General features: G+C 59.0%; 20 protein-coding genes and 1 pseudogene. 16 read left to right on the top strand and 5 right to left on the bottom strand.

All coding sequences use genetic code 11. From position 1 onward, the window contains the following. Nucleotides 1–107: 107 nt before the first annotated feature. Nucleotides 108–4,004 carry a phosphoribosylformylglycinamidine synthase gene (gene purL / locus CFBP1590_RS20545; protein ID WP_088235821.1) on the top strand — a complete coding sequence of 1,299 codons (3,897 nt, stop codon included), beginning with the start codon at nt 108–110 and terminating at the stop codon, nt 4,002–4,004. 16 nt (nt 4,005–4,020) lie between these two features. Beyond that, nucleotides 4,021–4,332, top strand: a complete 312-nt coding sequence (locus tag CFBP1590_RS20540) for a YqfO family protein (RefSeq protein WP_058431949.1) — start codon at nt 4,021–4,023, stop codon at nt 4,330–4,332. A gap of 206 nt (nt 4,333–4,538) precedes the next feature. Here CFBP1590_RS20540 and CFBP1590_RS20535 read toward each other — a convergent pair. Then, nucleotides 4,539–4,961, bottom strand: a pseudogene (locus CFBP1590_RS20535) (L,D-transpeptidase family protein); the annotation flags it as partial. Nucleotides 4,962–5,152: 191 nt separating this feature from the next. Continuing rightward, nucleotides 5,153–5,704, bottom strand: coding sequence for an NUDIX hydrolase (locus CFBP1590_RS20530; RefSeq protein WP_029241776.1), 552 nt, complete (start codon nt 5,702–5,704; stop codon nt 5,153–5,155). Nucleotides 5,705–5,853: 149 nt separating this feature from the next. Between CFBP1590_RS20530 and CFBP1590_RS20525 the strand changes: the two genes are divergently transcribed. The 5 genes from CFBP1590_RS20525 (at nt 5,854) to purT (ending at nt 9,143) form a co-directional block, all read left to right on the top strand. Continuing rightward, nucleotides 5,854–6,450: a CoA pyrophosphatase gene (locus CFBP1590_RS20525; RefSeq protein ID WP_088235820.1), complete on the top strand. Its 597-nt coding sequence runs from the start codon at nt 5,854–5,856 to the stop codon at nt 6,448–6,450. A 58-nt stretch (nt 6,451–6,508) separates the two neighbouring features. Continuing rightward, the gene (locus tag CFBP1590_RS20520) at nt 6,509–7,033 is read left to right on the top strand and encodes a gamma carbonic anhydrase family protein (RefSeq protein WP_088235819.1); all 525 of its coding nucleotides are present in this window, start codon (nt 6,509–6,511) and stop codon (nt 7,031–7,033) included. Continuing rightward, nucleotides 7,033–7,251 carry a DUF1289 domain-containing protein gene (locus tag CFBP1590_RS20515; protein WP_004878855.1) on the top strand — a complete coding sequence of 73 codons (219 nt, stop codon included), beginning with the start codon at nt 7,033–7,035 and terminating at the stop codon, nt 7,249–7,251. The genes CFBP1590_RS20520 and CFBP1590_RS20515 overlap by 1 nt, the downstream gene beginning before the upstream one ends. A gap of 139 nt (nt 7,252–7,390) precedes the next feature. After that, complete coding sequence (locus CFBP1590_RS20510; protein ID WP_004878860.1) at nt 7,391–7,858, top strand: VUT family protein; 468 nt, start codon at nt 7,391–7,393, stop codon at nt 7,856–7,858. A gap of 103 nt (nt 7,859–7,961) precedes the next feature. Next, a complete protein-coding gene (gene purT / locus CFBP1590_RS20505; protein WP_004878862.1) occupies nt 7,962–9,143 on the top strand; it encodes a formate-dependent phosphoribosylglycinamide formyltransferase in 1,182 nt (393 codons plus the stop codon). 42 nt (nt 9,144–9,185) lie between these two features. Here the strand turns inward: purT and CFBP1590_RS20500 are convergent, their stop codons facing one another. The 3 genes from CFBP1590_RS20500 to CFBP1590_RS20490 form a co-directional block, all read right to left on the bottom strand. Beyond that, nucleotides 9,186–10,505: an MFS transporter gene (locus CFBP1590_RS20500; RefSeq protein WP_088235818.1), complete on the bottom strand. Its 1,320-nt coding sequence runs from the start codon at nt 10,503–10,505 to the stop codon at nt 9,186–9,188. Between the two features lie 296 nt (nt 10,506–10,801). Then, nucleotides 10,802–12,046 (bottom strand): transporter associated domain-containing protein, encoded by a 1,245-nt coding sequence (locus CFBP1590_RS20495; protein WP_043303220.1) that lies wholly within the window; start codon nt 12,044–12,046, stop codon nt 10,802–10,804. A 12-nt stretch (nt 12,047–12,058) separates the two neighbouring features. Then, a complete protein-coding gene (locus CFBP1590_RS20490; protein ID WP_025995099.1) occupies nt 12,059–12,871 on the bottom strand; it encodes a cytochrome C assembly family protein in 813 nt (270 codons plus the stop codon). A 213-nt stretch (nt 12,872–13,084) separates the two neighbouring features. Between CFBP1590_RS20490 and ffh the strand changes: the two genes are divergently transcribed. The 9 genes from ffh (at nt 13,085) to CFBP1590_RS20440 (ending at nt 20,946) form a co-directional block, all read left to right on the top strand. Then, nucleotides 13,085–14,461, top strand: coding sequence for a signal recognition particle protein (ffh, locus tag CFBP1590_RS20485; RefSeq protein WP_004878868.1), 1,377 nt, complete (start codon nt 13,085–13,087; stop codon nt 14,459–14,461). 247 nt (nt 14,462–14,708) lie between these two features. Further along, nucleotides 14,709–14,966, top strand: a complete 258-nt coding sequence (gene rpsP / locus CFBP1590_RS20480; RefSeq protein WP_024685933.1) for a 30S ribosomal protein S16 — start codon at nt 14,709–14,711, stop codon at nt 14,964–14,966. A gap of 5 nt (nt 14,967–14,971) precedes the next feature. Further along, a complete protein-coding gene (gene rimM, locus CFBP1590_RS20475; RefSeq protein WP_029241783.1) occupies nt 14,972–15,511 on the top strand; it encodes a ribosome maturation factor RimM in 540 nt (179 codons plus the stop codon). Nucleotides 15,512–15,516: 5 nt separating this feature from the next. Further along, nucleotides 15,517–16,269, top strand: a complete 753-nt coding sequence (trmD, locus tag CFBP1590_RS20470) for a tRNA (guanosine(37)-N1)-methyltransferase TrmD (RefSeq protein ID WP_029241784.1) — start codon at nt 15,517–15,519, stop codon at nt 16,267–16,269. Between the two features lie 44 nt (nt 16,270–16,313). Then, nucleotides 16,314–16,664, top strand: coding sequence for a 50S ribosomal protein L19 (gene rplS / locus CFBP1590_RS20465; RefSeq protein WP_004878874.1), 351 nt, complete (start codon nt 16,314–16,316; stop codon nt 16,662–16,664). Between the two features lie 101 nt (nt 16,665–16,765). Then, complete coding sequence (xerD, locus tag CFBP1590_RS20460) at nt 16,766–17,662, top strand: site-specific tyrosine recombinase XerD (protein ID WP_029241785.1); 897 nt, start codon at nt 16,766–16,768, stop codon at nt 17,660–17,662. Between the two features lie 228 nt (nt 17,663–17,890). Further along, complete coding sequence (locus tag CFBP1590_RS27695; RefSeq protein ID WP_145958181.1) at nt 17,891–18,556, top strand: hypothetical protein; 666 nt, start codon at nt 17,891–17,893, stop codon at nt 18,554–18,556. Nucleotides 18,557–18,767: 211 nt separating this feature from the next. Continuing rightward, nucleotides 18,768–19,508, top strand: a complete 741-nt coding sequence (gene dsbC / locus CFBP1590_RS20445; protein WP_004878878.1) for a bifunctional protein-disulfide isomerase/oxidoreductase DsbC — start codon at nt 18,768–18,770, stop codon at nt 19,506–19,508. A 133-nt stretch (nt 19,509–19,641) separates the two neighbouring features. After that, complete coding sequence (locus tag CFBP1590_RS20440) at nt 19,642–20,946, top strand: homoserine dehydrogenase (RefSeq protein ID WP_004878879.1); 1,305 nt, start codon at nt 19,642–19,644, stop codon at nt 20,944–20,946. Nucleotides 20,947–20,984 lie beyond the last annotated feature (38 nt).

Genomic DNA, 20,984 nt, shown 5'->3' with positions numbered 1-20,984 from the left:
GTGACATTCGGGCGCATGGAATGCTGCCGTTTTGGGTGATCAACGTCCCAGTTTAGGCTAGAATACGCGGCCTCAAAGCACACCCCCTTCCCGAGGCTGTCCCGAAGATGTTGATCCTGCGCGGTGCTCCTGCCCTTTCTGCCTTCCGCCACAGCAAATTACTAGAACAACTGAAACAAAAAGTTTCAGCTGTCAGTGGCTTGTACGCTGAATTCGCTCACTTCGCCGACGTCACTGACGCTCTGTCCAGCGAAGAACAGCAGGTTCTCGACCGTCTCCTGAAATACGGCCCAAGCGTGCCGGTTCAAGAGCCGAGTGGCCGTCTGTTTCTGGTGTTGCCACGGTTTGGCACCATTTCGCCATGGTCGAGCAAGGCCAGCGACATCGCTCGCAACTGCGGTCTGGCGAAGATTCAACGCATCGAACGCGGGATCGCCTTCTATGTAGAAGGCCAGTTCAGCGACGCCGACGCTCAGTCCATTGCCGACAGCCTGCACGACCGCATGACTCAACTGGTCCTGGGCGACCACGAGCAGGCTGCCGGTCTGTTCAGCCACGCTCAGCCCAAGCCGTTGACGGCGATTGATATCCTGGGTGGCGGTCGCGCTGCGCTGGAAAAGGCCAACGTTGAATTGGGTCTGGCTCTGGCCGAAGACGAAATCGACTATCTGGTCACCAGCTTCAATGGGCTGGGTCGCAACCCTCACGACATCGAACTGATGATGTTTGCCCAGGCCAACTCCGAGCACTGCCGCCACAAGATTTTCAACGCCAGTTGGGATATTGACGGCCAGAGCCAGGAAAAAAGCCTGTTCGGCATGATCAAGAACACCTATCAGATGCACAGCGAAGGCGTTCTGTCTGCTTATAAGGACAACGCTTCGGTGATCGTCGGCAATGTCGCCGGTCGCTTCTTCCCGGATCCGGAAACCCGCCAGTACGGCGCGGTGCAGGAACCGGTGCATATTCTGATGAAGGTCGAGACGCACAACCACCCGACCGCAATCGCTCCGTTCCCGGGCGCATCGACCGGTTCCGGTGGTGAGATTCGCGACGAAGGTGCAACCGGTCGCGGCGCCAAGCCGAAGGCGGGTCTCACCGGTTTCACCGTTTCCAATCTGCAGATTCCGGGGTTCGTGCAACCCTGGGAGAAGCCTTACGGCAAGCCCGAGCGCATCGTGACCGCGCTGGATATCATGATTGAAGGCCCGCTGGGTGGCGCGGCGTTCAACAACGAGTTCGGCCGTCCTGCGTTGACCGGTTACTTCCGTACCTTCGAGCAATCGATCACCACACCGCATGGCGACGAAGTCCGCGGTTACCACAAGCCGATCATGCTGGCTGGCGGTATGGGCAACATTCGCGAAGATCATGTCCAGAAGGGCGAGATCACTGTCGGTTCCAAGCTGATCGTGCTGGGCGGTCCGGCCATGCTGATCGGTCTGGGCGGCGGTGCTGCGTCATCGATGGCGACCGGCACCAGTTCTGCGGATCTGGATTTTGCTTCGGTTCAGCGTGAAAACCCTGAAATGGAGCGTCGTTGCCAGGAAGTCATCGACCGTTGCTGGCAGTTGGGCGACCGTAACCCGATCAGCTTCATCCATGACGTGGGTGCCGGTGGTCTGTCCAACGCTTTCCCTGAGCTGGTCAACGATGGCGGTCGTGGCGGTCGTTTCGAACTGCGTAACGTGCCAAACGACGAGCCGGGCATGGCCCCGCTGGAAATCTGGAGCAACGAATCCCAGGAGCGTTACGTTCTGGCGGTGGGCGTTGAAGACTTCGACCGCTTCAAGGCGATCTGTGAGCGCGAGCGCTGCCCGTTCGCTGTGGTGGGCGAGGCGACTGCCGAGCCACAACTGACCGTGACCGACAGCCATTTCGGCAACAACCCGGTGGACATGCCGCTGGAAGTGCTGCTGGGCAAGGCCCCGCGCATGCACCGTTCGGTCGAGCGTGAAGCCGAGATGGGCGACGATTTCGATCCGAGCACGCTGGACATCGAAGAAAGCGTTCAGCGCGTGCTGCGTCACCCGGCGGTTGCCAGCAAGAGCTTTTTGATCACCATTGGCGACCGTAGCATTACCGGCCTTGTGGCCCGCGATCAGATGGTCGGTCCGTGGCAGGTGCCTGTCGCTGACTGCGCTGTGACGGCCACCAGCTTCGACGTCAATACTGGCGAAGCCATGGCCATGGGCGAGCGGACTCCGCTGGCGCTGCTGGATGCCCCGGCATCGGGTCGCATGGCCATCGGCGAAACCCTGACCAACATCGCGGCCTCGCGCATCGAGAAGCTGTCCGACATCAAACTGTCGGCCAACTGGATGTCGGCCGCCGGTCACCCGGGTGAAGACGCCCGTCTATACGACACCGTGAAAGCGGTCGGTATGGAACTGTGCCCTGAGCTGGGCCTGACTATTCCGGTGGGCAAGGACTCCATGTCCATGAAGACCCGCTGGAGCGATGACAGCGAAGAGAAGAGCGTGACGTCGCCGCTGTCGCTGATTGTGACCGGCTTCGCGCCTGTGGTTGATATTCGCAAGACCCTGACCCCAGAGCTGCGCATGGACAAGGGCATCACTGACCTTATCCTGATCGATCTGGGTCGTGGCCAGAACCGTATGGGCGCCTCCATTCTTGCCCAGACTCACTGCAAGCTGGGTCGCCTGGCTCCGGACGTCGACGACGCTGAAGACCTCAAGGCGTTCTTCGCCGTGGTTCAGGGTCTGAATGCCGACGGCCACATCCTGTCCTACCACGACCGTTCTGACGGTGGTCTGCTGGTCAGCACCCTGGAAATGGCCTTCGCCGGTCATTGCGGCCTCAAGCTGCATCTGGACGGTCTGGCTGACAACGCTTCCGAACTGAACGAGATTCTGTTCAACGAAGAACTGGGTGCTGTCATTCAGGTTCGTCAGGACGCCACGCCGCTGGTGCTGGCTCAGTTCAGCGCGGCCGGTCTGGCAGATTGTGTGTCGGTCATCGGTCAGCCGGTGAACAACGATGAAGTCGTCATCAGCTTTGCGGGCGAGCCGGTCTTCACCGGGCAGCGTCGTCTGCTGCAGCGTCAGTGGGCTGAGACCAGCTATCAGATTCAGCGTCTGCGCGACAACGCGGAATGCGCCGATCAGGAATTCGACGCGCTGCTGGAAGAAGATAACCCTGGCCTGACCGTCAAGCTGGGCTTCGATGTCAACGATGACATCGCCGCCCCGTACATCAAAACCGGTGTGCGTCCTCAGGTGGCTGTGCTGCGTGAGCAGGGCGTCAACGGTCAGGTTGAAATGGCTGCTGCGTTCGACCGCGCTGGCTTCAACGCCATTGACGTGCACATGAGCGACATCCTGGCCGGTCGTGTCGATCTGAACGACTTCAAGGGCATGGTTGCCTGTGGCGGCTTCTCTTACGGCGACGTATTGGGTGCCGGTGAAGGCTGGGCCAAGTCTGCGCTGTTCAACAGCCGTGCCCGCGATGCGTTCCAGGGCTTCTTCGAACGTACCGACAGCTTCACCCTGGGTGTGTGCAACGGTTGCCAGATGCTGTCCAACCTGCACGAACTGATTCCGGGCAGCGAGTTCTGGCCACACTTCGTACGCAACCGCTCCGAGCAGTTCGAAGCCCGCGTTGCGATGGTGCAGATCCAGGAGTCGCCGTCGATCTTCCTGCAAGGCATGGCCGGTTCGCGCATGCCGATCGCCATCGCTCACGGCGAAGGCCACGCAGAGTTCCGCAACGCTGATGCGCTGCTGGAAGCTGACGTATCCGGAACGGTCGCGCTGCGCTTCGTGGACAACCACGGCAAGGTCACCGAAACCTACCCGGCCAACCCGAATGGTTCGCCGCGTGGTATCGGCGGTCTGACAACCCTCGACGGTCGCGTCACCATCATGATGCCGCACCCTGAGCGTGTGTTCCGCGCTGTTCAGAACTCGTGGCGTCCTGAGGACTGGAACGAAGACGGCGCCTGGATGCGCATGTTCCGCAACGCCCGCGCCTGGGTTAACTAAGGCGGGCTGGCGGCACATGTACAAGCTGGCCTTCTTTGTTCCGCCGAGCCATGTGGACGAGGTCAAGAATGCCGTATTCGCTGCTGGTGCAGGGCGGATCGGCGCTTACGACCAATGTTGCTGGCAAGTGCTCGGCTACGGTCAGTTCCGCCCGCTGGATGGCAGTCAGCCATTTATCGGGCAGGGCGGCGTGGTTGAGCAGGTGGAAGAGTGGAAGGTCGAGCTGGTTGTGGCCGATGAGCTGATTCAGCAGGCAGTGGTAGCGCTCAAGCAGAGCCATCCCTACGAAACGCCGGCTTATGAAGTGTGGCGGCTGGAAGCGTTCTAGGTTCTGTCGTTGAAATGCTTGTGTGTCAGCACGAATGGGACGCGGAGCGTCCCGGGCTGCATACCCACGCGGAGCATGGGCACGATCAGTGTGCAGGTCGTGAGCGTTTTGGGCTGGATATTGATCGTTCCCACGCTCTGCGTGGTAACGCCTCTCAGGACGCTCCGCGTCCGGTCTCAAGATCACACCGAGTCTGACTGGCCCGACTAAGGCCTTATCTCGATCATTGTCCCGTCTTTCACCAGATCCCAAATCTCGCGCATGTCGTTGTTCTTCAGCGCAATGCAGCCGTTGGTCCAGTCGAGCGTATGGAAATACCACTCCGGGTACTCCTCATCCACCGGCGTGCCGTGAATCATGATCATGCTGCCCGGCTTCACGCCCTCACGCCGTGCGCGCGCCGAGTCCGAAATGTTCGGGTAGGAGATGTGCATCGAGAGGTTGTAGTTGCCACTTGGCTGACGCCAGTCGAGCCAGTAGAAACCTTCAGGCGTACGCTGATCGCCTTCCTGAAGTTTGGTGCCCTTGGGGTTCTTGCCCAGGGAAATCCGATAGGTCTTAAGCGCTTCGCCGCCGCTGATCAGTTGCAACTGGCGCACCGACTTGAGCACCAGCACCTTGTCGATTTTCTTGTCGGCGATGCTTTCGGTGTTGATCACCTTATGGTTGATGATCTTCTGTTCACTGCCCTTGGGCACGATGGTTTGAGTGAAAGCAGCCTGGGACAGCGGGACGAACAACATGCAGACGAAAGCGAGCAACCAGCGCATTACCATTTCCCTGAGGGCTCAAGAGAGCCAATCTCGATTGCGAAGCCGAATTAAGAAACCTGCATTGGACGTGACGGGGGAAGGGCACTGGTATGAACCGGGTAAACCTGCCGACGCCGATCCGCGAAGAAGCATTCTAGGGTACGCCTGACCGTCATGAAAGCCAGGTCTTGCCACGGAATGTCGGCTTCTTCGAATAATTGCACTTCAAGGCTTTCAATACCGGCAGCGAAGTCCTCGGTTGCCATTTCTGCGCGGTAAAACACATGCACCTGATTGATATGCGGCACGTCGATTACTGAGTACAGATGCAGCTCGCTCAGGGTGGCACAGGCTTCTTCGACTGTCTCGCGCCGTGCCGCCTGTTCGATGGTCTCGCCGTTCTCCATGAATCCGGCTGGCAGTGTCCAGAAGCCCAGGCGCGGCTCGATGGCGCGACGGCACAGCAACACCTTGTCGCCCAGCGTCACCAGACAACCGGCGACGATGTTGGGATTCTGATAATGAATGGTGTGGCAATGCTCGCAGACATACCGCAGGCGGCTGTCGCCTTCGGGGATGCGCTGGATGACGGGGTTGCCACACTGGCTGCAAAATTTCATGGTGTCGGTCGATAGTGAATGCAGGCGCTATCTTGGCTTGTCCCGCCGCCGATGAGCAAGCGTCTATGTGGGGCGACTTGTCCTACAAGGGCTTGGGCACTTCGCAGCTTTGGTGCATAGTGCCGGTAAGCAACAGATCGAGATTTGCCATGCTGGATGAGCTACTTCGCCGTGTAGTCAGTCATACGCCGGACACCCTTGAGACGGATCGCTCCTTTCCCGAGGCCGCAGTGCTGGTGCCTGTCACTCGCAGTGACGAACCGGAGTTGATTCTGACCCTGCGCGCCAGCGGGCTTTCGACCCATGGCGGTGAAGTCGCCTTCCCCGGCGGGCGGCGCGATCCCGAAGACCCGGACTTGATTTTCACGGCCTTGCGCGAGGCTGAAGAAGAGATCGGCCTGCCACCCGGTCTGGTGGAAATCGTCGGCCCGTTGAGCCCGCTGATCTCCAAGCATGGCATCAAGGTCACACCTTACGTGGGTGTGATTCCCGACTTTGTCGAGTACCGGCCCAATGATGGTGAAATCGCCGCCGTGTTCAGTGTGCCGCTGGAGTTCTTTCGTCAGGACACCCGCGAACACACGCACCGGATCGACTACGAAGGACGCAGTTGGTACGTTCCCAGCTACCGTTATGGCGAGTACAAGATCTGGGGGCTGACCGCAATCATGATCGTCGAACTGGTCAACGTGATGTACGGCACGCAGATCAGCCTGCATCATCCGCCCGAGCGCTCCACCAGTTGAACACCGTGTCATCCATAAAGCGTCATGCCCAGGAGCATGGCCAGCCTGAGGAAACCGCATGAAATACCGACTGGGAGATTCCCGCGTCCAGACCGATCCGCAAAGCTGGGTCGCACCCAATGCGGTGCTGATCGGCAAGGTCAGGCTGGAGGCGGGGGCCAGTGTGTGGTTCAACACCGTGTTGCGTGGCGATAATGAACTGATTCATATCGGCGAAAACAGTAACGTGCAGGACGGTACGGTGATGCACACCGACATGGGCTCGCCGCTGAACATCGGCAAGGGCGTGACCATAGGCCACAACGCCATGCTTCACGGCTGCAGCGTTGACGATTACAGCCTGATCGGTATCAACGCGGTCATCCTCAATGGGGCGAAGATCGGAAAATACTGCATCATCGGCGCGAATTCACTGATCGGCGAGGGCAAGGTCATTCCTGATGGTTCGCTGGTGATGGGCTCGCCGGGCAAGATTGTCCGCGAGCTGACCGATGTGCAGAAGAAAATGCTCGAAGCCAGCGCTGCCCATTACGTCAACAACGCCCAACGCTATGCCCGCGACCTGGCGGTGCAGGAAGATTGATGAGCACTGAATCGATAGTCGAAAAGCCGGTCCGTTCGCCCTGCGTCAGCATTTGCGCGCTGGACGAAGATGATATCTGCACCGGCTGCCAGCGCACCGTCAGCGAAATCACCCGCTGGAGTCGCATGAGCAATGACGAGCGTCGTGTTGTGCTCGGCCTTTGTGATGATCGGGCCAGGGCCAGCGGGATGATGTGGACGGTGGGTGGCAAGGGTTGAGCCCTGCCGAATCGTAGCGCCGAAGACTGAGTGGGGCCTCCCACGGGTTTTCTCTGGATCAAACCTGCGGTGCTATATCCACCCCGGCTTTCCCTGCTGCTACCATTGGGGCCCATTTTTCAGGCAACAGTACCCGCCCATGCTTTTTCTGATCGCCTACATCGGCAGCGTCGTGCTGATCAACTTCGCGTTTTCCAGTGCACCGCATCTGGATATCATCTGGTCGGCCTGGGGCGGGCTGGTGTTCGTGCTGCGCGACATGGTGCAGATCCGGTTCGGCCACGGCGCGATTCTCGCCATGCTGGCGGCGCTGGTGCTGTCCTACGTCACCAGCGATCCGACCATCGCCTTGGCCAGTGCCACAGCATTTGCGGTATCCGAATGCATCGACTGGCTGGTGTTCAGCATCACCAGGCGACCACTGCGCGACCGTCTGTGGATCAGTTCGGCGTTGAGCATTCCGCTGGATACCTTCATCTTCTTCGGCATGATCGACGCCCTGACAACACCCGTGATTCTGACCGCGCTGCTCTCCAAGTTTGCCGGAGTGACCGTTGTCTGGATGATCATGGCCTGGCGGGCACGCAACAACGCTTGTCCGGGTTGAGCCCCCATTTGTCGGGGCTTCATGGTAAATTGCGCGCCTTTCTCCACAGCGGTTGCTCGCACACGGCGGGCTGCCCTCGATATCTGCTCCACGAGGACCTGAGATGACTCAAATCGGAACTCCACTGTCGCCTACCGCGACGCGCGTACTGTTCTGCGGCAGCGGCGAGCTGGGCAAGGAAGTCGTGATCGAGCTGCAACGCCTGGGCGTCGAAGTGATTGCGGTCGACCGCTATGCCAACGCCCCGGCCATGCAGGTTGCGCACCGCAGCCACGTGGTCAACATGCTCGACGGCGCCGCGCTGCGCGCAGTGATCGAGGCCGAGAAGCCGCATTTCATCGTTCCGGAAATCGAGGCCATCGCCACCGCCACGCTGGTAGAGCTGGAGGCCGAAGGTTTCACCGTCATCCCGACCGCTCGCGCTGCACAGCTGACCATGAATCGCGAAGGCATCCGTCGTCTGGCCGCTGAAGAGCTGAAGCTGCCGACTTCGCCTTACCACTTTGCCGACACCTTCGAGGCCTACAGCAAGGCCGTCGATGATTTGGGCTTCCCATGTGTGGTCAAGCCGGTCATGAGTTCGTCGGGCAAGGGCCAGAGCCTGCTCAAAAGCGCTGACGACGTACAGAAAGCCTGGGATTACGCCCAGGAAGGCGGGCGTGCCGGTAAAGGCCGTGTGATCGTCGAGGGGTTCATCGACTTCGATTACGAAATCACCCTGCTGACCGTGCGTCATGTCGGCGGCACCACATTCTGTGCGCCGGTCGGCCATCGGCAGGAGAAGGGCGATTACCAGGAATCCTGGCAGCCACAGGCCATGAGCCCGGCAGCGCTGGCAGAGTCCGAGCGCGTGGCCAAGGCGGTGACCGAGGCGCTGGGCGGTCGCGGCATCTTCGGTGTGGAGCTGTTCATCAAGGGCGATCAGGTGTGGTTCAGCGAAGTGTCGCCGCGCCCGCATGACACCGGTCTTGTGACACTGATCTCCCAGGACCTGTCGCAGTTCGCCTTGCACGCCCGCGCCATTCTGGGCCTGCCGGTTCCGTTGATCCGCCAGTTTGGTCCGTCGGCTTCGGCTGTGATTCTGGTCGAAGGCCAGTCGACGCAAACCGCGTTCTCCAACCTCGGTGCAGCATTGGCCGAGCCGGACACTGCCTTGCGTCTGTTCGGTAAGCCGGAAGTCAACGGTCAGCGCCGTATGGGCGTAGCCCTGGCGCGTGACGAATCCATTGAAGCTGCTCGCGCCAAAGCTACCCGCGCATCGCAGGCGGTCAAGGTCGAGCTGTAACGTTGTCCCTGATCGTGCCTACGGGCGCGATCAGGGATGTGTTCAACCCACCTGATTCAAGTCCTCATTGCGTGTCTCTTTCAGGCACAGCACCGCCAGCACGCTGATCAGCGCCGCCGCCGACACATACCCGCCGACCCAGCTCAAACCACCCATTGCCACCAGTTTCTGGGCGAAGAAGGGTGCGACCGAAGCCCCGACGATTCCCCCCAGGTTGTAGGCAGCCGATGCCCCGGTGTAACGCACTTGCGTCGGAAACAGCTCCGGTAGCAATGCGCCCATCGGTGCGAAGGTGACGCCCATCAGGAACAGTTCGATGCACAGGAACAGCGCCACGCCCCATGTGGTGCCGTGAGTCAGGAGCGGTTCCATGGCAAAACCCGACAGAATCGCCAGCACGCCACCGACCAGCAGGACCGGTTTGCGTCCGAAACGGTCGCTCGCCAGCGCTGCCAGCGGCGTGGCGGCTGCCATGAACAGAACGGCGAAGCACAGCAGCCCCAGGAAGGTTTCCCGCGTATAGCCCAGTGTCGAGACACCGTAGCTCAGGGAAAACACCGTCGAGATATAGAACAGCGCATAGCACACCACCATCGAAGCGGCGCCCAGCAGCATCGGCTTCCAGTGATCGCGGAAGGTTTCCACGATGGGCATTCTGACCCGCTCATGACGAGCCATGGCCTTGGCGAAAACCGGGGTCTCTTCCAGTTTCAGGCGTACATACAGCCCGACCATGACCAGCAAGGCGCTGAGCAGGAACGGAATTCGCCAGCCCCAGGCACGGAACTGCTCGTCGCTCAGGGTCATCGCCAGAGTCAGGAACAGACCATTGGCGGCAAGAAAGCCTATTGAAGGACCTAGCTGCGGAAACATGCCGAACCAGGCGCGCTTGCCCTTGGGCGCGTTTTCCGTCGCCAGAAGCGCAGCGCCGCCCCATTCGCCACCCAGTCCAAGCCCCTGGCCGAAACGCAGCACGCATAGCAGGATCGGCGCCCAGGCCCCGATGGTTGCGTAGCCCGGCAATACGCCAATGAGTGTGGTGCAGATGCCCATCAGCAGTAGCGAAGCTACCAGCGTTGACTTGCGGCCGATGCGATCACCAAAGTGGCCGAACAGTGCCGAGCCCAGCGGGCGCGCGAGGAAGGCGATACCGAAGGTCAGAAACGACGACAGCATCTGTGCGGTGCCGGACGTCTGAGGGAAGAACACTGGGCCGATCACCAGCGCGGCGGCAGTGGCGTAAACGTAGAAATCATAGAACTCGATGGCAGTGCCGATGAAGCTGGCCGTGGCGACGCGGGTCGCAGAGTTGGCGGGCGGCGCAGCTGCGGTGTCTTCGTGAGCGGTTGAGGTGCTGGTCATGCGTTTATCCCTGACGGTGATCTTGCCGGTCGGCAGGGCGTGCGCGACGACAAGTCTTCGTTATTGTGGTTGTTACGTCATTATGGCGCAGCGCTGAGCAGCGTAGCCCGGTTGGGCGAGAGGGCAATGGCCGCGCTCATGGGTAAGTGCGCGAGCCAGAGAAATTGAAGCGTTCAGGCTACAGGCCTATCGTCTGGCGTGCGGGTAGCACAACGACGGCCGGGCTGGATAAGCGTCTCGATTATAGGAAGCGGACTGAATCTGAAACAAGTGCTTACACAGCGCTGAATCGTTCCTTACTTGAACACCAGGCTCGGCGCGTTCTGCCACATGGCGACGCGCGTGACGCGGTTGTCTTCGGTTTCCAGAATTTCCAGTCGGTATGGACCAATCTTCAGGCAGACCGGCGCTTCGGGAATGGTCTCCAGTGCCTCGGTGACCAGTCCGTTCAGGGTTTTCGGGCCGTCAGACGGCAAGTGCCAGCCCAGACTCTTGTTCAAATCACGGATGGAGGCGGCGCCTTCCACTTCCAGGCGGCCGTCTTCTTGGCGTTTGATGTGCGGATTGTCGAGCGTCTGCTCGCTTTCGAATTCGCCGACGATTTCCTCGAGAATGTCCTCGAGCGTGACGATGCCCAGCACTTCGCCATACTCATCGACCACTACACCAAGGCGGCGCTGCTGCTTGTGGAAGTTGAGCAGTTGCAGTTGCAGCGGCGTGCTTTCCGGAACGAAGTACGGTTCATAGCAGACCGACAGCAGCTGTTCCTTGGTCAGCGTTCCCTTGGGCAGCAAGTGGCTGATGTCGCGGGTGTTGATGATGCCTTGCACCTGATTGATGTCGTTGTGAAACACCGGCAGGCGCGTGTGACGGGAAATGATCAGGCGCTCGATGATCAGCTCGATGGAGTCGTCAAGGTTGACGCCGTCCACTTCGCTGCGCGGAATCAGAATGTCATTCACGGTGATGCTGTTCAGCGCATGAATGCCGGACAGCACGTTGGCGCGTGGGTAATGTTCCTGAACGCCGTCGTGATGAGGGGTTTGCTGTGCTTCTTCGTCGAACTCCCGGCCAGGGTCCTGCACGTTGCCCTTGAGAACCGGACGCAGCAGGGTTTTCGCAAGGGTATTGAACACCCAGGTCACCGGTCGGACGATCATCATCGGCAGGCGCAGCAGGCCGTTGCCCAGGTGCAGTGTCGAGACGGGATAGCGACTGGCCAGACGACGCGGCATGTACTCGCCAAACACCAGCAGCACGCCAGCGGTTCCCAGCCAGGCGACGGTCGGACCGTTGTAGAACCAGTAATCGGCTGCAATCAAGGTCGCAATCACGGTGATCAGCACTCTGATCAGCGTGTTGCAGAGAATCAGGCTGTTGAGGTTGAAGGCCAGTTCGGGCAGCGTCGAGTCACCGGGACGGCTGCCTGCGCGCATGATCTTGAGTTGCTGGTGGGCGTTCTCCACCGCCGTGAACAGGCCGGACCAGAGTATCAATAGCGCCAGAACGCCAAGTAGCGGGGCGATGGGCAGGTTATCCATGATCGTCGCCCGTCAGATATGCAGAATGAATTCGCGTACCAGCTTGCTGCCGAAATAGGCCAGCATCAGCAGGCAGAAGCCACCCAGCGTCCAGCGGATGGCCTTGTGTCCACGCCAGCCGAGGCGGTTACGGCCCCACAGCAGCACGCTGAACACGATCCAGGCCAGACAGGCCAGCAGCGTCTTGTGCGCCAGATGCTGAGCGAACAGGTTTTCGACGAACACCCAGCCGGAAATCAGCGACAGCGACAACAGTATCCAGCCTGCCCACAGGAACCCGAACAACAGGCTTTCCATCGTCTGCAAGGGCGGGAAATTCTTGATCAGGCCCAGCGGATGCTTGTGCTTGAGCTGGTAATCCTGCACCAGCAACAGCAGGGACTGGAATGCCGCGATGGTAAACATGCCATAGGCCAGCAGCGACAGCAGAATATGGCTGAGAATGCCGGGCTCTTCGTCGATCGGCTGCACCGTGCCACTCGGCGCAAACTGCGCGAGCAGGGCGGTGATCATGCCGAGAGGGAACAGCAGGACAAGCAGGTTTTCCACCGGGATGCGGGTGGTGGCGATCAGGGTCACGACAATCACCGACGCAGCAATCAGGCTGGCCGAGTTGAAGAAGTCCAGACCAAGGCCGACCGGGCGTGCCAGTTGCGAGAACAGGCCGATGGCATGGGCGATCACGGCAAGCGTGCCGAGCAGGTACAGCAGCCGCTTGTCAGGCCTGATGCTCTGGCTCAGACGAAGACCCTGATAGACGGTCGCAGCGGCGTAAAGACTGGCGGCGGCGAGGCTGGGGAGCAGGCTGGGTGGCAAAGGGGACATAGATCCTGATGGACGGGCCTGAAAAGACGCTGAGTTTGGCATAGAACCGGCAAATCACGAAAGACCACAGAAGCAGTCTGCGTGGTGTCCGTGCAGCGGAGTCTTCGCTATAATCCGCCACCTGCTCAAGCCGCAGGCTCGCCGAGCGCCATTTCTGCATCACGGGCCGGGCCGCATCAACCGGGGTTCGACGAGAGCCTGAAAGGATCGCCCATGTTTGAAAATCTGACAGACCGCCTCTCGCAGACGCTTCGCCACGTAACTGGCAAGGCCAAGCTGAACGAGGACAATATCAAGGACACGCTGCGCGAAGTGCGCATGGCCTTGCTCGAAGCCGACGTCGCGCTGCCGGTGGTGAAGGACTTCGTCAACAACGTCAAGGAACGTGCGGTCGGCACCGAAGTGTCGCGCAGCCTGACGCCGGGCCAGGCGTTCGTGAAGATCGTCCAGGCCGAACTCGAAAGCCTGATGGGCGCCGCCAACGAAGACCTGGTGCTCAACGTCACGCCTCCAGCCGTCGTACTGATGGCCGGTCTGCAGGGTGCGGGTAAAACCACGACTGCCGGCAAGCTGGCGCGCTTCCTTAAAGAGCGCAAGAAGAAAACCGTGATGGTGGTCTCGGTCGACGTTTACCGTCCCGCTGCCATCAAACAGCTTGAAACCCTGGCCAACGATATCGGCGTGACGTTCTTTGCGTCCGACATCAGCCAGAAGCCGGTGGACATCGCCCAGGCTGCTATTAAGGAAGCCAAACTCAAATTCATTGATGTGGTGATCGTCGACACCGCCGGCCGTCTGCACATCGACGCCGAGATGATGGGCGAGATCCAGTCGCTGCACGCGGCGGTCAAGCCGGCCGAGACGCTGTTCGTCGTCGACGCCATGACCGGCCAGGATGCTGCCAACACCGCCAAGGCATTCGGCGATGCGCTGCCGCTGACCGGCGTGATCCTGACCAAGGTCGACGGTGATGCACGTGGCGGTGCCGCGTTGTCGGTACGGGCCATCACCGGCAAGCCGATCAAGTTCATCGGTATGGGCGAGAAGAGCGACGCGCTCGAGCCGTTCCACCCGGACCGTATCGCTTCGCGAATCCTCGGCATGGGCGACGTGCTCAGCCTGATCGAGCAGGCCGAACAGACCCTCGACAAGGACAAGGCCGACAAACTGGCCAAGAAGCTGAAGAAGGGCAAGGGTTTCGACCTCGAAGACTTCCGCGATCAGCTGCAACAGATGAAGAACATGGGCGGCCTTGGCGGCCTGATGGACAAACTGCCGAGCATCGGCGGCGTCAACCTGTCACAGATGGGTAACGCGCAGGGTGCAGCCGAGAAGCAGTTCAAGCAGATGGAAGCCATCATCAATTCGATGACGCCGGCCGAGCGCCGTGATCCCGATCTGATCAGCGGTTCGCGCAAGCGCCGCATTTCGATGGGTTCGGGGACCCAGGTTCAGGACATCGGGCGTCTGATCAAGCAGCACAAACAGATGCAGAAGATGATGAAGAAGTTCTCCGCCAAGGGCGGAATGGCAAAAATGATGCGCGGCATGGGTGGAATGTTCCCCGGCGGCGGCATGCCAAAGATGTGATTGTGTCGCGCGCGTAGTGTCTTGCGCGCGTCCCGCATGGGGGGCGACCCCCGCTCAGCCCGCGTTGTGCGGGCTTCTACCCGCTGTCATACCGACAGCGCTCCAGCAAATCTGGACGGCACGCCTATAGGCGCCGGAAAAAGACATTTGCAAAAGTCGGGATATTCCTTAGAATATGCGGCCTTTCGGGCACCTATGCCCGCTGTGCATCTTAGATTTGCAGCACCGACTACAGGAACGATGTTCAATGCTAACCATCCGTCTTGCCCTTGGCGGCTCCAAAAAGCGCCCGTTTTACCACTTGACCGTAACCGACAGCCGCAATGCTCGTGACGGTTCCCACAAGGAACAGGTTGGTTTCTTCAACCCGGTTGCCCGTGGTCAGGAAATCCGTTTGTCCGTTAACGAAGAACGCGTCAACTACTGGTTGAGCGTGGGTGCACAAACTTCTGAGCGCGTTGCACAGCTGCTCAAAGAGCACAACAAGGCAAAGGCCGCGGCCTGAGTCTTATGAACGCGACGCCTGCACCTGCCGACGATCTGATCGTCATTGGCAAGATTTACTCAGTTCATGGCGTTCGCGGCGAAGTGAAGGTTTTTTCCTTTACTGATCCGATTGGAAACCTGTTGGACTACAAAACCTGGACGCTTCGGCGCGAAGGCAGCGTTGAGAAGCAGGTTGAGCTGGTCAGCGGACGCTTGCAAAGCAAGTTTCTGGTCGCAAAGCTCAAGGATCTCGATGATCGTGAAGAAGCCCGTCTTCTCTCCGGTTACGAAATCTGCGTGCCGCGTAACCTGTTCCCTGATCTGGACGATGGCGAGTACTACTGGTACCAGCTTGAAGGCCTCAAGGTTATTGACCAACTCGGGCAACTGCTCGGGAAAATCGATCACCTGCTCGAAACCGGTTCGAACGATGTAATGGTTGTAAAGCCCTGCGCGGGCAGCCTGGATGATCGTGAACGCCTGTTGCCCTATACGGAGCAATGCGTGTTGGCAGTTGACCTGGGGGCTGGCGAGATGAAGGTGGATTGGGATGCGGACTTCTGAGTGCCATGGCTAGCCTACGCATAGAAGTCATCAGTCTGTTTCCCGAGATGTTTTCCGCCATCAGCGAATACGGCATTACCAGCCGTGCGGTGAAACAGGGGCTGTTGCAGCTTACCTGTTGGAATCCGCGGGATTACACCACTGATCGCCATCACACTGTGGATGATCGCCCATTTGGCGGTGGTCCGGGCATGGTGATGAAGATCAAGCCCCTTGAAGATGCTCTGGTTCAGGCCAGGCAAGCGGCGGGGGAAGCGGCGAAGGTGATCTACCTGTCGCCACAAGGCCGCAAGCTGGATCAGTCTGCGGTACGCGAACTGGCGCAGGAGGACGCGATTATCCTCATCGCCGGTCGTTATGAAGGCATTGACGAGCGCTTTATTGAGGCTCATGTCGATGAAGAGTGGTCGATTGGTGACTATGTTCTTTCCGGTGGCGAGCTGCCGGCGATGGTCCTGATTGACGCGGTTACGCGGCTGCTGCCTGGAGCTTTAGGGCATGTGGACTCCGCGGAGGAAGATTCCTTCACGGACGGTCTGCTGGATTGCCCGCATTACACCCGACCTGAGGTGTATGCGGATCAGCGTGTTCCCGACGTGTTGCTAAGTGGCAATCACGCGCATATCCGGCGTTGGCGTTTACAGCAGTCCCTTGGGCGGACCTATGAACGACGCGCTGATCTTCTGGAAAGCCGCTCGCTTTCTGGAGAAGAGAAGAAGCTGCTGGCGGAATACATCCGCGAGCGGGACGATAGTTAACGTATCGATGGTCGATCCAGACGGATTACCTTAGGAGCACCAGCATGACTAACAAAATCATTCTTGCCCTCGAAGCAGAGCAGATGACCAAAGAGATCCCTACCTTTGCCCCGGGCGACACCGTTGTCGTTCAGGTGAAAGTGAAGGAAGGCGACCGCGCTCGTCTGCAGGCCTTTGAAGGCGTTGTAATTGCCAAGCGTAACCGTGGCGTGAACAGTGCTTTCACTGTTCGTAAAATCTCCAACGGTGTTGGCGTTGAGCGTACTTTCCAGACCTACAGCCCGCAAATCGACAGCATGGCTGTGAAACGTCGCGGTGACGTTCGCAAGGCCAAACTGTACTACCTGCGTGACCTGTCCGGTAAAGCAGCTCGCATCAAGGAAAAACTGTCCTGATACAGTTTTTCGATGCATGAAAAAAGCAGCCTTCGGGCTGCTTTTTTATTGTCTGGTGTTTAATGATGCATCTTCGTCCTGCTGCATAAGCCCGAGTACCCATGCCTGCCATCGACCACCCGCTGATTGACCAGTTTCTCGACGCCCTCTGGCTGGAGAAGGGCCTGTCCGACAACACCCGAGACGCCTATCGCAGCGATCTGGCCCTGTTTCACGGCTGGCTGCAGGAACGCAACGTGGATCTGGCCACTGCCGGGCGCGAGGCCATTCTCGATCATCTGGCCTGGCGGGTGGATCAAGCCTACAAGCCGCGCTCGACCGCGCGGTTTCTGTCTGGCGCCCGGGGTTTCTATCGTTACCTGCTGCGCGAAAAGCTGATCGCTGTCGATCCCACCCTGCAGGTCGACATGCCGCAACTGGGCAAGCCGCTGCCCAAGTCGCTGTCCGAAGCTGACGTCGAAGCGCTTCTGGCGGCGCCCGACCTGAGTGAGCCCATTGGCGAGCGGGACCGGGCAATGCTGGAGGTGCTTTATGCCTGTGGTCTGCGGGTGACCGAGCTGATCAGTCTGACGCTGGAGCAGGTCAATCTGCGCCAGGGCGTGCTGCGGGTGATGGGCAAGGGCAGCAAGGAGCGTCTGGTTCCGATGGGTGAGGAAGCCATCGTCTGGGTCGAACGGTACATGCGCGGTGCCCGCGACGAACTGTTGAACGGTCGACCCAGTGATGTGCTGTTTCCCAGCCAGCGCGGCGAACAGATGACCCGCCAGACTTTCTGGCATCGGATCAAGCATCAGGCCATGGTCGCGGGCATCGATAAATCCCTGTCCCCGCACACGCTGCGCCATGCGTTTGCCACGCATCTGCTCAACCACGGTGCCGATCTTCGTGTGGTGCAAATGTTGCTGGGTCACAGCGATTTGTCCACGACGCAAATCTACACTCATGTGGCACGTGCCAGGCTTCAGGATCTGCATGCCAGGCATCATCCGCGAGGGTAGTCGGCGTGCAACCAAGTCTGGCCCGCATTTAGTGTGCTGTAGGGCTAGTTCGTTATGTTCAATCGATCTTTGGACATAAGGGCTATCCAACTGTTTGGCAACTATTCTGAAGATCAGGGCGATGATGCCCGCTATCAAGGAAGATTGTCATGTCCAGTCAAAACTATGAAGGCTCGTTTTTAGCTCGTCTTGGGCTTGTCGATGGAACCCAATTAGGATTTTTCAAGATTGTTCAAGATTGTTCAAGAGGGAGAGAATCGCCGCCTTGAATCACACGATTACCTTTGTGCCAATTCGATGCTTGACAATTCACTTGAGGTTCATTTTCAGCCTAATAGTGAGGGCGCCTATATTTTGTCTTGTAGGCTGGCAGTCCCTGAGCATGATGAGTCTGATCGAGACTATTACGAATTTCGTAAAAACGAAGAAAGTTCGGGAAGCTCTGCGAGCGCAGGCGGTGGTGTTCAGGTACCAACTGTGAGTGAAGAGAGTGCTTATGAGAAAGCACTTTGGGAGGATCGGGATCCCGAGTTGCTTAACTATAACGAAACGGATGCTTCACCTTTGGCTGATTTGAAAGCCGGACCCGTTTACCTGGCGGTGAATGAGGGTGGTTGGGTTCATAGAACAAGGAATGGAGGGCTGGCTTATTTAGCCACGATAGTCATGGCAGACAAGAGCGATTTTTCGATTGAACGCAAAGAGATTCAGCGTGTTTATTTAAAGTCGTGGAGAAGCAATAAAAATATGCAAACCTACAAGCGGGAAGAGTTTCCGTCCAAAGGTTCTTTGCCTGATGAGCGGTTTGCCTGGATGACGGATTGTGATGGTAAGGACGCGGTACTGAAGTTGAAAATACTTGAACGTTACAAAGCGGATGGCTCTGTCTACTGAGTAAACATAACCACGATAGGTGTTCTTCGAGGGTAAGCTCTCCAATCCTTTGACCGGAAAAATCGGTAGGTCGCCATGGAAAATGTCTGCTTTGATGACAGCCAGTCGGCCTCGCGGGCCTTATGTGATAGGCTTTGCCGGTTTCGCAGAACCAGGCCGACCTGCTACGTTTGCGCAGTGGTCGTCCTGTCCGCCGTCGATAGGAGTTTTCATGCGCTTGCCCCAGATTTTTGCTGCTGCCGTTGTTGCACTGGCTGGTACGTTCAGCACGTTTGTCCTGGCCGATGCTGCTCCTGAGCAGGCCATTCGCAAGACCCTCGATACGCTCAAACTGGAACTTCCGGTGGAAAGCATCGCACCGAGTCCGCTCAATGGTCTTTACGAGGTCAAGCTCAAGGGTGGCCGCGTGCTGTATGCCAGCGCCGACGGGCAATTCGTGGTTCAGGGTTACCTGTTTCAGGTCCAGAACGGCAAGCCGGTCAACCTGACCGAGAAGACCGAGCGTCTGGCCATTTCCAAGACCATCAATGCCATTCCGGCGGCCGAGATGGTGGTTTACCCGGCCGTGGGTGAAACCAAATCGCACATCACCGTGTTCACCGACACCACGTGCCCTTATTGCCACAAGCTTCATGAAGAAGTCGGCGAGCTGAACAAGATGGGCGTCGAAGTGCGCTACCTCGCATTCCCGCGTCAGGGGCTGGGTTCTCCGGGTGACGAGCAGTTGCAGGCCGTCTGGTGCTCCAAGGACCGCAAGGGCGCCATGGACCGTATGGTCGACGGCAAGGACATCAAGGCTGCCAAGTGCGACAACCCGGTCACCAAACAGTACGAACTGGGCCAGTCCATTGGTGTGAATGGCACGCCGGCGATCGTTCTGGCCGATGGTCAGGTCATCCCTGGCTATCAGCCTGCAGCCCAGGTCGCCAAGCTGGCGCTGGGTGCCAAGTAATACCTGTCGCAGTTCTGGCGCTGCGTCGTGACACAACGGCCTTGCCGCCGTTCGCTAAATTGTAGTCGCGTGGCGATACGCGACTGTTTTTCACAGCCGATTCAGGATCGGCTGTTTTTCGGGGAGTTCATCAGTGAAACCGGTCAAAGTAGGCATATGTGGGCTGGGTACTGTCGGTGGCGGTACTTTCAACGTACTCAAACGTAACGCCGAGGAGATTGCCCGCCGCGCCGGGCGTGGAATCGAAGTTGCGCAAATTGCGGTTCGTACGCCAAACCCCAACTGCCAGATTACCGGTACGCCTACCACCAGCGATGTGTTCGCAGTGGCCAGCAACCCTGAAATCGACATCATCATCGAGCTGATCGGTGGCTACACGGTCGCCCGCGAGCTGGTGCTCAAGGCCATCGAAAACGGCAAGCACGTGGTCACCGCCAACAAGGCGCTGATTGCCGTTCATGGCAACGAAATCTTCGCCAAGGCTCGCGAGAAGGGCGTCATCGTTGCGTTCGAAGCGGCGGTCGCTGGTGGCATCCCGGTCATCAAGGCAATTCGTGAAGGCCTCTCGGCAAACCGTATCAACTGGGTGGCCGGCATCATTAACGGTACCGGCAACTTCATCCTGACCGAAATGCGCGAGAAGGGCCGCACCTTCCCGGACGTGCTGGCTGAAGCGCAGGCGCTGGGCTATGCCGAAGCGGACCCTACGTTCGACGTCGAGGGCATCGACGCCGCTCACAAGCTGACCATCCTGGCATCCATTGCATTCGGTATTCCGTTGCAGTTCGACAAGGCTTACACCGAAGGCATCACCAAGCTGACCACTGCTGACGTGAATTACGCCGAAGCGCTGGGCTATCGCATCAAGCATCTGGGGGTGGCGCGCAGCACTGCGCAAGGCATCGAGTTGCGCGTGCATCCGACCCTGATCCCCGCCGACCGTCTGATCGCCAACGTCAACGGTGTGATGAATGCTGTAATGGTCAACGGTGACGCATCCGGTTCGACGCTGTTCTACGGTGCCGGTGCAGGCATGGAGCCGACCGCTTCCTCGGTCATCGCCGACCTGGTGGATGTCGTGCGCGCCATGACCTCCGATCCAGAGAACCGCGTACCGCATCTGGCCTTCCAGCCCGATTCGCTGTCGGCTCATCCGATCCTGCCGATCGAAGCCTGTGAAAGCGCCTATTACCTGCGTATCCAGGCCAAGGATCATCCGGGCGTCTTGGCTCAGGTGGCGAGCATCCTGTCCGAGCGCGGCATCAATATAGAGTCGATCATGCAGAAGGAAGTCGAAGAGCATGACGGTCTGGTACCGATGATTTTGCTGACGCATCGAGTGATCGAGCAGCGTATCAACGACGCCATTGAAGCGCTGGAAGCCCTTCAGGACGTAGTCGGCCCGGTGGTTCGCATCCGTGTTGAACATCTGAATTAATCAAGGCGGCGAGCCTGCGGGCTCGACGCTCAGACCAA

The sequence above is a fragment of the Pseudomonas viridiflava genome (assembly GCF_900184295.1).
GTDB lineage: Bacteria > Pseudomonadota > Gammaproteobacteria > Pseudomonadales > Pseudomonadaceae > Aquipseudomonas > Aquipseudomonas viridiflava.
This window is presented reverse-complemented; position numbering and strand designations above follow the sequence as displayed.